The organism is Bacillus mobilis, from assembly GCF_001884045.1.
Taxonomy (GTDB): Bacteria; Bacillota; Bacilli; order Bacillales; family Bacillaceae_G; genus Bacillus_A; species Bacillus_A mobilis.
This window is the reverse complement of the sequence record NZ_MACF01000123.1, coordinates 119,671-135,214: the sequence shown is the minus strand read 5'-3', so window position 1 is coordinate 135,214 and position 15,544 is coordinate 119,671. Positions and strand designations below refer to the sequence as shown.

Genomic DNA, 15,544 nt, shown 5'->3' with positions numbered 1-15,544 from the left:
AATCTATATTTTTTTCAAAATATACGACCTTTTAATTAAGTTTCTACTAATTTTTCATAATCTAATCAATCCATTAAACTCCATATCATTATCAACTCAACTAAAATTTCATATTATATAGTAATACGCCTTTACAAACTAAATAAAAAACGCAGTATACAATACTGCGTCTTAGGAGCTGATTTCATGAAAAAAAAACCTATAGTGGTCAAAGTTCCACCAAATTCAAAACTAAAAATCACATTTTTCGGCCCTTGTAACGAGGTCATTACCAATGTTTCTATAATTAATCAACTTTCCACACCTAAGTGTCAAACTATTACGCAATATCCAAACTATAAGAAATATGAAACTGAAGTACAATCATTATCCAGTTGTTAATCCGTTTTATTCACACTCCTTACAATTTGGTTAGCTCCGCGACTTCGGTAATAGACCAACATTACTCATTTCATGTTATTTCATTGATAATCTATTGATTTTTTACACGTTTTTATTAATCGAGCATATATTATCGTATGGAGATTATCCACTCATAAAACCTATCTTTCTTTAGAGCGTACCGTTTGTGTATGCTCTTTTTTTATTATGCGTTCACTATAATCCTTGCATTTTCTTTCGATTTTTGAGAAATTGAAAGAAAATGATTTTTTTTAATATCTTGATAAAGGGGTGAAACGTTTGACTGTTGTACATATTAGATGGTCTAAACTATATAATTTATCAGAAATCAATGATTATGAAGAAGCTTTTTCAAAAGGTATATATGCAATTTATTGAGTGTATCGTGGAAAAGAAAAATTACTATACATCGGAAAAACAAAAAGAAGTTTTTCGAAACGATTAAATGAACATTATAAAGATTGGATTCATGGGGCAAGAGGCATCCAGGTTAGGGATTTTGGAATTTCCTAATGGAGGTAAATATTCTGAGCAAAAATTATCCGATGTAGAAGCACTTTTAATTTCTTGGCACACTCCACTAGAAAACACTCAATGTATGAATTATTATATAGGAAGAGAAAATTTAGAAGTTATCAATTTTGGACAAAGAGGATTAATTGATAAAAAAATAACTACCCAGAACTATGAATGGGCATGAACTCAGATCATAAATTAGTTTAATAGGGTTTGACACTCTCTCCTTAAAGTTCGCTATAGTTTTTAACCTATCACAAGGGAATATAATGACGCCATTCAGAAAAGAGCTTGATAGCTAGATCGGGCTCTTTTTCTTTTAAAATATCCTCTGTTAAATTCGTGTATTCATTCATTTAAAATATTTTCCTTCTTAATTGACCATAAATGTATTAAAATCTTTATATAATCAAGGAGGTCAAACATGTTCAAGTTGCATCCGATTCTACTCATCTTAGGATTTATTTTATTTTTATATAGTGTAATCGCCTTATTGTTATTCCTTTCCATTCAATAACAATACCTACAAAAACTTATGTTAAATATGTAATTTCTATATAGTTAAGAAAAAGCCCTTAATTATACGGACTTTTATGTATTTATAAATTAAGATGTCTTTTCTATTCCATACGACGACTAGCAAATGTAATGCCAGAGAACTTTTACAACCATGTTACTCGTTTCGTTGTAGGCTTTTTATTGCCTGCAGAATATCTATTACTCATAATAAGATAGCACTTTCAGCCTTACATCCTAGCATGCAAAATTCTCTTGAAACAAACTATATTAAGCCTATTTACTTATATATTTTAGAAAAACAATAATAATCCCCCACCACTTGGTAAAGGGGATTAACTAAACATGCTGAAAAATATTTTATTCTATTCGTTATTTAATTGGCGAAGGGAATCTTGCAGCTTCAAAATGTGAGCCGTCTTCCGAGGTACTTAAAACTCCGTCTATGCTACTTTGTGCATAAACTTCAACTTGATCTCCTTCATTCAATTGAATGATCGTCGAAACACTTACTACATTTCCAAAACTTATTGGACCGAAAAAGTCGTTATCTATAGCTATTGCTGCGTTTCCATTCACACGAATTTCTACACGAGCTCTATAATTTAAGTTAGGATCGTTTGGAAAAAAACCAATCGTTCCAATAATAGAGTAAACCCCTCTAGTCTTCGGAATAAAAATAGACGTTGCCGGATTATACTCATTTGCTAAATCAAATTGTTCTTTTTGGAACAATACCTTTACAAAAGTATTGGCAGGAACCGTTTGATCCACCGTATTTCTAGCTCTAAATGCTGATGCCCTTATAAGCATGTCCTTGTTGTTATTACACTTACTCGTGTTCTTACAACAATCATGCTGTTTCTTTTTATACTCTTTACAAAACTTACAGTAGTTATAGCAAGACATACTAGTTCCCCTTTCATGCTTATTCCTACATATTATGTAAGAGGGACTTGTAATGTTTGGACGAGCTATTATTTTAGTACTATACTTGCCACCTATTTTATGTGTACGTGAGCGAAAAAGATATCAATAATAACACAACCTAGATGTATAGTGCACTCCATTCAAATTTGATAGATTCTTCTCTTATTTATTTTACTTTCAATATAAAAAAGAGCGAATCTACATTCGCTCTTTCCCACATATTTATGGCCCAAAACTTATCATCCAACCTAACATAAATCCAAAGAAAGCAAACATTAGCATAAAAACAAATAAACTACAAGCCCACAATGCATATTTTCGACTTTTTCTTTTTGTGATCATACCTACAACTGAGCACACCACTCCAATACCAACAATTTGTAGAAAACCTTTACCTATAAATGTTTCTTGAATAAGCAATATAATGTTCAAATACATTAGAGCTAAAAAGGCAATAATTAATGAAATAGTCCCCATCCACGATTCTTGTTTATACATATGATTCTTTCTTTTTTTTAAGAATGCCAATTCCATAACCTCGCTTCACCTACTTTCAATTTTCTAACTTTTTCGTGGCTCATTAATTTTTCAACTTCTCCTTTAGGTCCAGTTACAACTGCCCCATAAGTTTTCACCCCATTTTTTTCAAGGAAAGAAATTCGCTTTGACAACTCTAATACTTTCGCTCTAGATAGCTTCACTGCTAAATTTTCATGCTTCTGTAATGACTTTAAAACAGTAATAAATTGTTCCTCATGAGGTGAATCACTTTCAAAAGCACCACTTGGACTTGCAATCATATCTGCTGGGAAGCCAATCGGGGCTACATACATACCCTCATCATTCGTTTGCTTCTCCTCTAATCCTGTATTAACGGCATACCAAACGATATCAATAGTAGGAAACATATCTGTTACTTCTTGTACACTTAATAATTCCCTAAAAGATACAAATGCTTCTACAACAGACTCTTGTGGAAGACCCTTTAATACCTGTGCTTCTTCGCTACTATTATAGGACGCATTATAATTATTAGGATGAGACAATACTTCGTTATCTATATACGGGATTTCTGGAATTTTTTCATCTGTTGTATATTCACGGCTTACTTTCGTTGCTGTACTTAATAAATAATCTGTTTTCTCTTCTCCTATTCGAATATCTTTCTTCCCTACCCTTTTATACAAATCAAAATGCAATTGTAAACTAAGTGGTAACAACGTTTGCTCCATGTCCCTATCTTTCAAAAATACATTTGGTTCTGTTACACTTAACGTTTGATTTACTACATTCCGTATCTCCATCGCGTTTGTAGGTGCCAATGTATAATATAAAAGTGTAAATATATATAAAATAGGTTGAATGAGTAATAAAAAAGTAAATACAATTAAAACATTTGTAATACGCGCTCTTTTTTTACCTATTTTCAACACTTGCTCTTGTTTTCCATCAGGTAGTGACGCCGGTCTTTGATGAAGAGCTTCTTGTAGCAATTCTTTATAATCATCTTGTTCAGAATGAGGTTTATCATTTGTCATTTTGACTCTTTTCCTCCTTTAACAATTCTTTTAATCTCTTTCTCCCGCGAAATATGTGACTTTTATACGTGTTTAACTTTAAATCTAATACAGATGCACCCTCTTCGTACGTTAATTGATGTACGTCACATAATAAAATAACTTGCGCCTCCACCAATGGTAAAGTATGAATAATCTGAATTAATTTTTCATAACTATTTTTTGCGACCACATACTCTTCTGTGGATTCCCCTGCTTGTATTGTCTCTAATTCCTCCGTTCCTACAAAGGTTACTTTTTTCTCTTTCCTAACAAAATCAATAAACGTATGATATGCCACTTTAAATAGCCATGATTTTACCTTTTGGTTTTCATAGTCATCTAAATAAAGATACGCCCTATAAAAAGTCTCCTGCATCAAGTCCTCCGCTACGTGATGGCTACGAGAAAGGGAAAATAAATACCGGTACACATCGTTTATATAAACCTTATATATTTCTTCAATCTCCATCCCCCTCCTCCTTTCATATATAACACGAATAAAGAAATTAAAAAGTTGCATTATTTTTTCTTTTTTATTAATAAAAAAGAAATTTTATACATTTTAATAACTATTTACAATTATAAACAAAATATAAGATATTATGGCTGTAAATATCTTTAAAAACCAGCCAAAAAACGATTCAGCTGTTCTCTTAATCTTGTAATTCGATAGCCATAGAACAATCATACTGTATGATATAACCACAGTTAGAACTTCGTTGTTGCATCTTAACCTGGTTCGCGTAAATAAACGTTCATGTTTCCTTTCATGCAAAGCCACTAGTCTTCATTTGTCATGATTAGATAATTCCCATTCTGTTTTTAATCGATATCTTCTCATCAAAAAAACTCCACTTGTATTATGTACGGAGATTATCTCATCGGTTATTTATAAATTGTAGGTGAGGACTATTTGACGCTTATACATACACAATTTCATTCCAATCGATTATTCCCGTCATTTACGGGCAATAAGACTCACTCCTCAAAGTTCGGCACTTGCAAGAAAGTTAGGCGGGAGCCGCGCTGCTCATAAAATCCGATTGGTGAGGGCTAATAACCGGTTTTGGATGTCCGCCCCATACTGATTGAACTTTCCATTTATAAATTAAATACAGTTCCATATGGGATAGTAAGAAAAGAACTTCCATACGGTGTAATAGGTTGCACTGGATAAAAATATTCCATGGATGAATAATATGGCTGGATACTTTGTTGCTGCATTTGCATTTGTTGTTGCATTTGTAACGCTTGTTGAACAGCTTGAACTGTACTTTGTGCTCCACTAAACGTTATTGATGTACCATACGCTGGGCGTATACCAGCTTGAGAAACATAATATGAATAAAACATTCTCCCCACTCATTTCCATTTCATTTATTAAAAACTGTTAAGCTACTTGACTTTCGTCTTATCCCCAAGAGAAATGATAAATATATTCCCCCGTTACACTTTGATTAATCCCAATAATTCTAGCAAACCTCATTAAGTCCGCCCCCTGAAGAAAATACATCGCAAGCGTAACTGGTACTTGTGACCACATAAATTGATAAAACTCCTCGACTCTCTGGTTTGTTGAAACAATTAGATCATTTACAGGCCCTTGATTCCATACAGAAGTTCTAACTGAATTAAACGGAAGATCTTTCCCATTTACGACTATTCGTGCCATGCTTTGAGTTATGTCCACATCAATTCCCTCCATCATTACAAAAATCGGACCTGTGTATTTACTCCTATTGTTATAAATATTCTTTACTTTCATAAATGTCTAAGGCAAATCTCTATTTTTCACTTCTATTCAAATTAATTTATTTATTAAAGTAAAAAACAAATGAATTTTTAGTATCCAACTCCCGCAATTTTCATGACATTTAGATCTTTTATAACCTTGTTCACTTTTAACAATCTGATATGCAAAATTACATATCTTATTATCTCAATATCACTTTATTAACTACGATTTAATAAGAATCCATTTAAATCCCTTGATAAATCAACATTTGTAATTTAATTCCTTATTTCAAATTCCACCTCTTTATATTTAAACACTATATTCAAATAATTATATTGGAATATCTTGTTGTATACACATCTATCTTTTTCAGGTATTATATACAAGAAGAGTAAGGTAAGAGTTACTCTTTGCCATTTTAGGAAAGGTCCTGTTGGAAACAACAGGACCTTTTTTCGTATAATTGCATTTTCATTTATTTCCGCCTTATAACTATTTCATTATTTATCAAAAACACTATGCTCACGCATCATACATCTGTAAATCAATGAATATGCATGCCCTTTACAAAGAAAATAAACAAGCACGTTTTTCGTCGTTTTAACGATAGCGCGCTTCACTCCTCTTCTTTATTTGGTTTCTTTGATTTTTCATTCTCTTCTTTCTGAGCTTTCTCCACTGCTTTTAAAAACACTTCCAATGCTTTTTCGTATTATTATCATTTAGTGAGGATAGATCACCTCCTCTTAGAAAGTATTCCATGATTACCAAGCTCAATAAGAAACACAAAAGCAACGGCACTCATGCACCGTTGCTGATTATATAAAATGAATTGGTATTTTCGTCATTCTTGCGAATCAACTTTACAATAGCCATTGTGTATGAACATCGCTTTTTCTAGCATCTAGTTCACCGCCTTAAAAATGCAGGATTTCCCTTTCCAATATCGAATTGGTAATGTTTAGAAAGGGGGTGTAACATGGCAGAAATTAAAGTGGGACTTACACAATTTTTAGACTTCACACTGAAAAGTAGTGCAGCTAAAACAAATTTTGTAAAGAATCTAAAATCTCAACCTGAATATCACCCAGTTTTTGATTACTGGAAACAATTACGAGAAACTATTATTAAATTTCATAAAAACGAACTACCTTTTGACTGTTTTGAAACATTAGTACAAACTGTTGACCAGAAGAAAAAGCAAAACTACATTGATGTTATAAAGCAGTACAAAAAATTTATTAAAAACAAAGACATCTCTTGGTTTGATCCTGGTAAATCACATTGGTTATCAGATAATTTAATCGTCCGCTCATCACCTGAACTCGGTTTGCTCATTAATGATGAGCCACATCTTATTAAACTGTTTTTCAAAGGAAAAAAAGAGCGAATTGATAAATATAACATCAACTCAACACTGACATTATTAAATGAATCAACATTTTCAAATGAATATAACGATGTAAATTATACGGTGCTTAACATCCAAAAGAACAGAATGTATACGAATAACTCTATTAATAATGATCATTTAATAGCTCTTGAATCAGAAGCCCACCAGCTTTCTTATTTATGGAATAAGGTGTAAAGGGCATAGGTATCTATTTCAATACCTTGTTCATGCTTAATTTGGGCACAATTTTCACAAATCTAATTCGTTTCTTTTAAGTGAAGCTCACCTTCTTGTTTCTCACAAACAATGCAAGGTGGGCGTTTTTTGAAAACAGTTTCTTTTCCCATTTCAACATCCTAATTCCCCCTGACTTCTTAACCACTAAATAATTCCTAAAATGTTCTTATGATCCCTTTCGCATTCCACATCATGTTTTTTCTTTCACTCTATACAGTGCAGTAATTTCCCCACTTGTAAGTCACGCTCCTTTCACCCACATTTCTTTATTTGGTTGTGATTATTGCTGGAACTCAGCTAATGCCGCCCTAACCTCTTCTCTCACAACTTCATGAATAAGTTCTTATAACGACTCCCCTAAATTCATCTATGCATCCCCTTCATCTTTTTTTGAATTTCCTGCTTGTTTTATCCGACATTACATTACAGGCGCTTCATAAACATCTCATAAAAACATCTGTGGAAAAGAACGTTATAGCAATGGCTATCATGAATACAGTTTGATCTACCCTACTTATACCTTATAATTCAGAAGTTTGACACAGCTCATGAAAAAGCTTATAAAGAAAAGTAAGGTTCCTAATATTCGTTTCTATGATCTAAAAGATTACAAGTAAACGTTTAGTAGGTATCACACTGGACACTTACCAAGATGTTGTACCAGAAATTTAAGAAACTGCGGTGAATCAATTTGCAAACGAATTATTCGGAAAGAAAACTTTCGTTCGAAGTTTTCATTTCACAGCAAATACACCAACTAATCAACCTAAAATATTAATTGTGAAAAAGGAGAAACAAAACATGAAAGAAATCAAATCAGAACAGGAATTCAAAGACATCATCGCAAGTGAGGAGCCAGTAGTTGTTAAGTTCTTTACTACATGGTGCCCAGATTGCGTACGTATGGACAACTTTATCGGAGATGTAATGGAAGAGTTCAATAAGTTTGAATGGTATTCTATTAATAAAGATGAGTTCCCAAGTATCGCTGAAGAGTATCAAGTAATGGGTATTCCAAGTTTACTTGTATATCAAAATGGTGAGAAGCTAGGCCACTTACATAGTGCTAATGCAAAAACTGAAGAGCAAGTTACTGAGTTTTTAGAAGCATACTAAGATGAAAACCCTCTGAAAAATATTTTCTAGAGGGTTTTTATTTTTCCCGATCATCTTTCAGCGGTGTAATATACGAATTCACCATAATACATGTATCCTTTCCCCTATCCCCTCGATCCAAATCGCATTTATATCCTAACTTTGCACTTTACAACATATTTTTCCTTCGCGAAACTTTGTTATCCCCTTCTTAAAAAGCTAAAAAACGTCAACAATGTTTGTATAGACCCACACGAGTTTCGTTTGGTACTCTATTTATAGAAAGAAATTCCTTGTAGAAAGGTGAGTGATTAAAGTGGATACTCTTTCTCATAAAGAAGCTGATAAAGGTGCGATTGTCAGCATTATGGCCTACATATTTTTATCCTCTATGAAAATCATCATCAGTTATATTACCCTCTCTAGCGCATTACGTGCTGACGGTTTAAATAACTTAACGGATATCGGTGCTTCTTTAGCAATATTAATTGGTCTAAAAATTTCTCGTAAGCCTCGTGACCCAGATCACCCTTATGGGCATTCACGCGCAGAACAAATTGCATCACTTGTTGCTTCTTTTATTATGGCAACGGTCGGATTAGAGGTTGTTATTAGTGCCATTCAATCTTTTTTCAATCCGAAACAAGCAGCGCCTAATGTACTTGCTGCATGGGTAGCCTTATTTTCTGCTGTCGTTATGTATTTCGTGTATTTGTATACGAAAAAAATTGCAGCGCGCACAAAAAGTAAATCATTAGAAGCTGCTGCGAAAGATAATTTATCAGATGCTCTCGTAAGTATCGGTACAGTAGTAGGTATTGTCGGTTCGCAGTTCCAAATACCTATTTTAGATCCTATTGCTGCTTTACTTGTCGGCCTTATTATTTGTAAAACTGCATGGGAAATTTTTGTAGAAGCTTCTCATATGTTAACGGATGGAATCGATCCAGATAAGATGGAAGAGTACGCTGGTGCTATTGAACATATTGGCGGCGTGGAAAACATCGTAGACATTCGCGCGCGTATGTACGGGAATCAAACGTACGTTGATATTACAATTGAGGTTGATGCTCATATGGATGTTGGTGAAAGCCATTGTATTACTGACAACATCGAGGCTATGCTTCGGAAAAAATTTGGGATTTACCATGCACACATTCATGTTGAACCAATGAAAAAAGAACCTATTATGACATAGGTTCTTTTTTCATGAACGTTTTATGAAATATAACACATAAAACGAGCCAGCTACCCCCAGCCGCCCATCCTGCTAATATGTCAGATGGATAGTGCACGCCAAGATAAATTCGGCTAACTGAAATAGATAATACAACAAAGCTCGCTATAAAAATAATCAACAATTTTTTATGCAATGTAATTCGTTCTTCAGTAATGGTGACGTAGGCAATAAATCCTAAAAAAGCAGTAGCATTCATCGTATGACCGCTCGGAAAACTATATCCAGTTGCCGTAACAAGCTGTGTTACATCAGGTCTTGCTCGTTCGTACCATAGTTTAAGCATACTGTTTAAGTAACGAGATCCATAATAATTAATTGTTAGAAGTAATGCACTAAGCATTTTTTTTCTAACGAGAAAATACATTACAAGAATAATGAGCAACGGAAAATATATTCTTTTGGAACCGATAAATGACACCCAAGTAAAATAGGCTGTCAAATAATCGTTTCGAAAACTTTGAATAAAATGCGCGACTATATTGTCAAATTTCTCAATACAAGCGGTATGATACGAAAGTGATAATACGACAAAACAAATGAGTAGCGTAGAACTTAACAAGTATAAATGTCGATATCGTTTCACATACATAACCTCACTATGCAAAAAAATGGAGCGGTTGTTTTAGTTTTCCTCTCCATTTCTTTTTTATGCATAGTTTATTAAAAAATATAATTGTTAATTTTTTCTTTCATTGCTGGAATATCTTCATTCATTACTGTAAAGCGAATCACTTTCTCGTCAAGATCAAGCGCTTCTGCAAATAAACCTGCTAATCCGCGGGATTTTCTGTCTACTTCCATAATAATCTCTAGTCGATCGTAGGCGCTTGGCAAGATTAATAATTCTAGTTCATCTAATTTCCCATAATACTCTCCGGAAACCGGAACAAACTCAAATTCTTGCGCAAATGGAACTTGCTTACGTAATCGATACGGTAATTCTTCACATTCTATATGACGCGCTTTAAAACCTAATTGTTGTACACCCTCTAACACACTATTTAATAATGCATTTGGCAACACTTGAATGTAATCACGATCACTTGGATCTATACTACGTTTAATATCAAGGCCTGTATGCACCCAAACTGTTTTCATTCCAAGTGTAAGCGGTGTTTCAACTGGCATTATAAATGAAAATGGAATTTCCTTTTTTTCATTCGGCTCAACAGAAAAAGGTTCTGTTAAACGAACTCGCTCTAAATCATATGTTGCTGTTACTTTTTTATCATCCACTTCTCGTACATACGATGTTGATAACGTTAAGTAAATGCTTTCAATTTGTTGGCTAACTGAACCTCCAGTTATATGAACCTTTCCTAGTATCTCTTCTCCAACAATATACTCATCTTTTTCAAGAACTGTATCTACTTTTGCATTACCAATACCAACGCTTGCTAAAAACTTTTGAAACATGGATCCTCCATCCTTTCTAAAGCAAAAGCTACATCTTTTTTTAAATCTTGTACATTTTCATAGTACGGCGTTTTTATTTGTAACATTCGCATAAGCATTTCACGGTTATAATTTTCTAAAGTTAATTCGTCATACCATGGTTTTTCATATTTTTCATTAGATTCATAGCCTGCATATAATAAAAATAATGAGAAATGACCAAGCGCATAAAAATCGCTACGAAACTGAACTTCTCGCATCAAAGCTTGTTCACCTTCATAAGTTGTAGCTCGTTCATCACCCTCACCCTTCAATTTAGCCAAACCAAAATCAATAATACTAATTCGATTTTCTTTCATTAATATATTCGGAATACGTAAATCTCGGTGAATAATACCTTTACTATGAAACACCGATACAATTTCTAATATATCGTATAAAATTTTAAAAACTTCACGTTCTGTATATACATACCCATCTAAGAAAATATAATCTTCGAAATTCTCACCCGGCATATATTCCATCACAAAAAAGCTTTTTTTCTCCCATACGAAATGATCATATAAACTAGGAATTGCATGATGATCTAATTTTTGTAAGATCATTTTCTCTTGTTCAAATGATTTTCTACCAGACTCATGCCTTTGTTTACTTTGTCTTAATTGTTTTAAGACTTTATATCTATTTATTTGTAAATCATTAACGACATATGTAACCCCATAACTGCCCATTCCAATTACTGATTCAATTTTATAACGTTCTGCAACGATTGTATTTTTTCGAAGTGGTCTATCAAATAAAGCTAGTATACGATGCCATTTCATCAGCTACTTGAAAAGAAGCTACGGCTTTTACGCTTTCTTTTATAATGCTGATGGCCATAACCAGATGAACGTCGTTTATAATCGCTACTTGAATAAGAGCGACCTCTATGGCGATAATCACTACTAGAATACGAACGATATTTTTTCCTACCTAATAAAGAATCAATAATTTTTTTGAACATCCCTTCACCTCTTGAGTAAAATTTTCTTTTAATTATACCAACTATTACCGACTATATTTGTGACAAGTTTGTAAAGAGTAAAAAACGACGAGTAAACCCCGTCGCTACTTTCACTCATCCTCTTCATCAAACACTTCATCAATCATACATTTCTCTAATAGGTACTCGAATGTAATGTCTGCGAGATCTTCAATTTCTTCTCGTTTTGGGACGTATCCTCTTTCAATTAGTTGCTCATAAAAAAACTCCGCAATCTCTTCCGTATCAATTACGACTTCAATTTCCTTCATGAGCATCACTCCTTTATTTCTGTTTTATGAAAAAATCTCAAAAATATGTATATGAGATTAGAAAAATAGTTTTTCTTTTTTATAGGTCATATCCTTTGGACGAGATGCATACGATGGTAGTACAAGCTATCAAAAAGGGGGATTTAATTATGGAATACCAATATGAGGTAGAACAAGAAGTAGGACAAACAAAAGAAGAGTTCATGCATGAAGATCAATGGGCAGACTCTCTTATTAAATGGCTTTTTATTTTTTTAATAATTGTAGGCATACCTTATACTGCATATGTTGTTGTTCAATTCATTCTCTCTTTCTAGTTAACTACTTTTTCTCTGTCAATTTAACTAAATAATTATGAACAACATCCATAACAATTTTGTATTCTTCATCTTTAAATGTATCAAATAACAATTGGTAATCGTTATAAATATCAAGTAATCCATCAATGATTTCTTGACGATTTGTCTTAACACTCACTTTTTTTGAGTTGTTAATTGACTTTAATTTTCCTAAATCTAATTTATTCATACCAGCTTTATCTTGTTTCATTTTCTTCAAAATTGCATTTGCCGTTTGAGCATTTGCAAGTAGCGTTAAATCTGATTCATCTGCTTCTAACCATTCACCATCCGTAATTCGTGACAATTCGTATATTGTATCTTCCCATGCGTCATTTTTATATCTCCATACTTCTGTACGAAAACCAACAATCCGAAACACATCTTTATCGTATCCTGTTACTTGCACGAGATCACCAAATGTGAAATTATAATTTAATTCAATCCACTCAGTTTCACCTTTTTTCATATCTTGCTCTGAAACGTGCTGCAACGTTTGCTCTACGTAAAACCCATCGTGATTATTGACTTCGTAAACGTAAACTCCATCTAAAACCTTCATATTTGTGATTTTACCAACGGTTCCATATAGCGTAATCACGACTATGTCCCCTACGTTATATTTAGGTTGCTTTTTCCTTGCCATCTATATCTCTCCTTTTTTTGACGTCGTGATTTTGATAACAGTATATGCAACCTACATAAAAACGCTTATCACAGAAGCGTATATTCATAAATTTTTTCAATAAAAAATATCACCATATGAAAATTTATTTACAACGTAAAAAAAGCTAGCAAATAGACTAGCTTCTCATCAAAAATACCATCTTATAGTTTTTATCTCTCTTGTATGTATAAATCCCAAGCTTCATCAAATATAGACATACTTTCTAGCATTCCACTTAATTCTAAGTATGAACTAATTTCATCGTAATCTTCAGATTGCTTCGGAAAGCTTAAATCATCGTACATTGCCTCTGCTAAATTCGAAATTTCATTACTAAATAGAGCGGCACGATGCTTCATCATATAGTGGTAAAATGTCTTTTTCAAAAATCTTCCCTACCTTTCTAACTTGGATACATTATACAAGGCAAAATAGAAAAAAACCAGCATAAAAGCTGGTTAAAAGTCGAAATAATTTCTTTTTAATAGACGTGGTCTTCCCATTAATTCTTCATATGTTAGTTGTTTTGGTAAATCTTTCGTATAAATTAGAAACAATTGATCTTCTATTTCTTTCACTGTTTGATCTGCTTGATAGTCCATACCACATGAGGAACAAGAAATGCATGGTGTCTCTTGGATTTCAATGGCTTTCGTACCATCTGGCAATTCCCAATATACAGTATTCAAGCTTTCTTTCGCTTCTGTACTGTCACACCACATACAATTCATACTGCATCACCCTCATTTTTTTTGTCGTTTTCTTCTAATTTAGCCATTTGTGATTGATACTTTTTATCTTTCAGTTGATCACGCTTATCACGTTTATCTTTTAGTGATGCATGAGTTTCATTATCTTCATAGTCTTTACGACGGTTCATACGCTGTAAGTCGTCTGGAACAAGGTTAAATTTCTTATCACTCATAAGACCTGCGATACCAACATCTGAACGTTTTTCTTCGTAGTTTGGATAGATTTCTTTAAAGTACCCTTCTGCTCTTCCTGGGATATAGCTCTCTGGCTCTGGATACGTTGTAATAACACCTTCAAAGTTACGAAGCACAACTTTATCTGCACTTTGTGAAATTAAATAGTTTGGTTGAAGCGCAATTTTTCCGCCTCCTCCTGGTGCATCAACAACGAATGTTGGAACTGCATAACCAGACGTATGACCGCGTAAACCTTCAATAATTTCCAGACCTTTAGATACCGGTGCACGGAAATGACCAATACCTTCAGATAAGTCACATTGATAAATGTAGTATGGGCGTACACGGATTTTTACTAAGTCATGCATAAGTTTTTTCATAATTGGAACGCTGTCGTTAATACCAGCCAAAATTACTGCTTGGTTTCCGATTGGAACACCAGCATTCGCTAGCATTTCACATGCTTTTTTCGACTCTTCTGTAATTTCAATAGAAGTATTGAAATGTGTATTTAACCATACTGGATGGTATTTTTTAATAATGTTACATAAGTTTTCTGTAATACGCTGCGGGAATACTACCGGTGCTCTCGTTCCGATACGAATAATCTCGACATGCGGAATCTCTCGTAAATTTTTTAATACATATTCTAAAATTTTATCGTTAATAAGAAGACCGTCACCACCAGAAATTAATACATCTCGTACTTGTGGTGTATCACGAATGTAACCAATTGCATCATCTAATTGTTTCTTTGGCACACCCATTCCAATTTGTCCACTAAAACGACGGCGTGTACAGTAACGACAATACATAGAACATTGATTCGTTACTAAGAATAATACGCGGTCAGGATAACGATGTGTTAACCCTGGAACTGGTGAATCTTCATCTTCATGAAGCGGATCTTCTAAATCATATTTTGTTTTATATAACTCTTCCGAGATCGGTACAGATTGCATCCGAATCGGACAGCGTGGGTCATCAGGATTCATTAGCCAAGCATAGTACGGTGTAATATTTAACGGGATCGTTTTCGTTGAAATTTTAACGCCTTCTTCTTCGTCAGGTGTTAAATTAATCACTTTCTTTAAGTCATCTAACGTTTTGATCGTATTCGTTAATTGCCAAACCCAGTCATTCCATTGTTCTTCAGTAACATCCTTCCACAACTCGATATCTTTCCAGTGACGATTTGGTTTGTATACATCATGTAACATTGCTATTCCCCCTTTTTATACGCTCATCCTTTATATAAGCAATAGTTATGCCAACTTTACATTATTGATAAGTAAA

The 15,544-nt window shown here is 33.5% G+C and carries 21 protein-coding genes; 6 read left to right on the top strand and 15 right to left on the bottom strand.

Annotated elements, in window-relative coordinates; translation table 11 throughout:
- Positions 1-186 precede the first annotated feature (186 nt).
- Together BAQ44_RS23400 and BAQ44_RS31485 are read left to right on the top strand one after the other, a co-directional pair.
- Complete coding sequence (locus BAQ44_RS23400; RefSeq protein WP_071724121.1) at positions 187-381, top strand: hypothetical protein; 195 nt, start codon at positions 187-189, stop codon at positions 379-381.
- Positions 382-847: 466 nt separating this feature from the next.
- A complete protein-coding gene (locus tag BAQ44_RS31485; protein WP_249024755.1) occupies positions 848-1,102 on the top strand; it encodes a hypothetical protein in 255 nt (84 codons plus the stop codon).
- A 704-nt stretch (positions 1,103-1,806) separates the two neighbouring features.
- Here BAQ44_RS31485 and BAQ44_RS23390 read toward each other — a convergent pair.
- From BAQ44_RS23390 to BAQ44_RS23365, 6 genes are all read right to left on the bottom strand, one after another.
- On the bottom strand, positions 1,807-2,343 hold the full coding sequence (locus BAQ44_RS23390; protein WP_071724120.1) for a C1q-like domain-containing protein: 537 nt from the start codon (positions 2,341-2,343) through the stop codon (positions 1,807-1,809).
- A gap of 243 nt (positions 2,344-2,586) precedes the next feature.
- Positions 2,587-2,898, bottom strand: a complete 312-nt coding sequence (locus BAQ44_RS23385; protein ID WP_071724115.1) for a hypothetical protein — start codon at positions 2,896-2,898, stop codon at positions 2,587-2,589.
- Positions 2,880-3,902, bottom strand: coding sequence for an anti-sigma factor (locus BAQ44_RS23380; protein WP_071724113.1), 1,023 nt, complete (start codon positions 3,900-3,902; stop codon positions 2,880-2,882). Before BAQ44_RS23380 ends, BAQ44_RS23385 begins: the two co-directional genes overlap by 19 nt.
- On the bottom strand, positions 3,892-4,392 hold the full coding sequence (locus tag BAQ44_RS23375) for a sigma-70 family RNA polymerase sigma factor (protein ID WP_071724111.1): 501 nt from the start codon (positions 4,390-4,392) through the stop codon (positions 3,892-3,894). The genes BAQ44_RS23380 and BAQ44_RS23375 overlap by 11 nt, the downstream gene beginning before the upstream one ends.
- A gap of 632 nt (positions 4,393-5,024) precedes the next feature.
- Entirely contained in the window at positions 5,025-5,276 is a 252-nt protein-coding gene (locus tag BAQ44_RS23370) for a DUF3947 family protein (protein WP_061678419.1), read from the bottom strand.
- Positions 5,277-5,334: 58 nt separating this feature from the next.
- Positions 5,335-5,688, bottom strand: a complete 354-nt coding sequence (locus BAQ44_RS23365) for a hypothetical protein (RefSeq protein ID WP_081110263.1) — start codon at positions 5,686-5,688, stop codon at positions 5,335-5,337.
- 949 nt (positions 5,689-6,637) lie between these two features.
- Here BAQ44_RS23365 and BAQ44_RS23355 point away from each other — a divergent pair.
- The 3 genes from BAQ44_RS23355 (at position 6,638) to BAQ44_RS23340 (ending at position 9,581) form a co-directional block, all read left to right on the top strand.
- The gene (locus BAQ44_RS23355; protein ID WP_071724109.1) at positions 6,638-7,246 is read left to right on the top strand and encodes a hypothetical protein; all 609 of its coding nucleotides are present in this window, start codon (positions 6,638-6,640) and stop codon (positions 7,244-7,246) included.
- 843 nt (positions 7,247-8,089) lie between these two features.
- On the top strand, positions 8,090-8,404 hold the full coding sequence (locus BAQ44_RS23345) for a thioredoxin family protein (protein ID WP_000658777.1): 315 nt from the start codon (positions 8,090-8,092) through the stop codon (positions 8,402-8,404).
- A 295-nt stretch (positions 8,405-8,699) separates the two neighbouring features.
- Positions 8,700-9,581: a cation diffusion facilitator family transporter gene (locus BAQ44_RS23340; protein ID WP_071724106.1), complete on the top strand. Its 882-nt coding sequence runs from the start codon at positions 8,700-8,702 to the stop codon at positions 9,579-9,581.
- On the opposite strand, the gene BAQ44_RS23335 is transcribed toward BAQ44_RS23340, so the two are convergent.
- The 5 genes from BAQ44_RS23335 to BAQ44_RS23315 all read right to left on the bottom strand — a co-directional run bounded on the left by BAQ44_RS23335 (position 9,571) and on the right by BAQ44_RS23315 (position 12,314).
- Positions 9,571-10,206 carry a phosphatase PAP2 family protein gene (locus BAQ44_RS23335; protein WP_071724104.1) on the bottom strand — a complete coding sequence of 212 codons (636 nt, stop codon included), beginning with the start codon at positions 10,204-10,206 and terminating at the stop codon, positions 9,571-9,573. The genes BAQ44_RS23340 and BAQ44_RS23335 overlap by 11 nt on opposite strands.
- A gap of 77 nt (positions 10,207-10,283) precedes the next feature.
- Complete coding sequence (locus BAQ44_RS23330) at positions 10,284-11,039, bottom strand: sporulation protein (protein WP_063262805.1); 756 nt, start codon at positions 11,037-11,039, stop codon at positions 10,284-10,286.
- Positions 11,021-11,842 carry a serine/threonine protein kinase gene (locus BAQ44_RS23325; RefSeq protein ID WP_071724102.1) on the bottom strand — a complete coding sequence of 274 codons (822 nt, stop codon included), beginning with the start codon at positions 11,840-11,842 and terminating at the stop codon, positions 11,021-11,023. Before BAQ44_RS23325 ends, BAQ44_RS23330 begins: the two co-directional genes overlap by 19 nt.
- On the bottom strand, positions 11,842-12,024 hold the full coding sequence (locus BAQ44_RS23320; protein ID WP_000473374.1) for a hypothetical protein: 183 nt from the start codon (positions 12,022-12,024) through the stop codon (positions 11,842-11,844). The genes BAQ44_RS23325 and BAQ44_RS23320 overlap by 1 nt, the downstream gene beginning before the upstream one ends.
- 110 nt (positions 12,025-12,134) lie before the next feature.
- Complete coding sequence (locus BAQ44_RS23315; RefSeq protein WP_000658451.1) at positions 12,135-12,314, bottom strand: YozD family protein; 180 nt, start codon at positions 12,312-12,314, stop codon at positions 12,135-12,137.
- Between the two features lie 149 nt (positions 12,315-12,463).
- Here BAQ44_RS23315 and BAQ44_RS30540 point away from each other — a divergent pair, with 149 nt between their 5' ends.
- Positions 12,464-12,631: a DUF3930 family protein gene (locus BAQ44_RS30540; protein WP_000456535.1), complete on the top strand. Its 168-nt coding sequence runs from the start codon at positions 12,464-12,466 to the stop codon at positions 12,629-12,631.
- Between the two features lie 4 nt (positions 12,632-12,635).
- Here the strand turns inward: BAQ44_RS30540 and BAQ44_RS23305 are convergent, their stop codons facing one another.
- The 4 genes from BAQ44_RS23305 to kamA form a co-directional block, all read right to left on the bottom strand.
- On the bottom strand, positions 12,636-13,298 hold the full coding sequence (locus BAQ44_RS23305) for a germination protein YodN (protein WP_000101496.1): 663 nt from the start codon (positions 13,296-13,298) through the stop codon (positions 12,636-12,638).
- Positions 13,299-13,489: 191 nt separating this feature from the next.
- Positions 13,490-13,705 carry a YozE family protein gene (locus tag BAQ44_RS23300; RefSeq protein WP_000750725.1) on the bottom strand — a complete coding sequence of 72 codons (216 nt, stop codon included), beginning with the start codon at positions 13,703-13,705 and terminating at the stop codon, positions 13,490-13,492.
- A gap of 72 nt (positions 13,706-13,777) precedes the next feature.
- Entirely contained in the window at positions 13,778-14,050 is a 273-nt protein-coding gene (locus BAQ44_RS23295) for a YokU family protein (protein ID WP_000995761.1), read from the bottom strand.
- Complete coding sequence (gene kamA, locus BAQ44_RS23290; RefSeq protein ID WP_063262803.1) at positions 14,047-15,468, bottom strand: lysine 2,3-aminomutase; 1,422 nt, start codon at positions 15,466-15,468, stop codon at positions 14,047-14,049. The genes BAQ44_RS23295 and kamA overlap by 4 nt, the downstream gene beginning before the upstream one ends.
- Between the last annotated feature and the right edge of the window lie 76 nt (positions 15,469-15,544).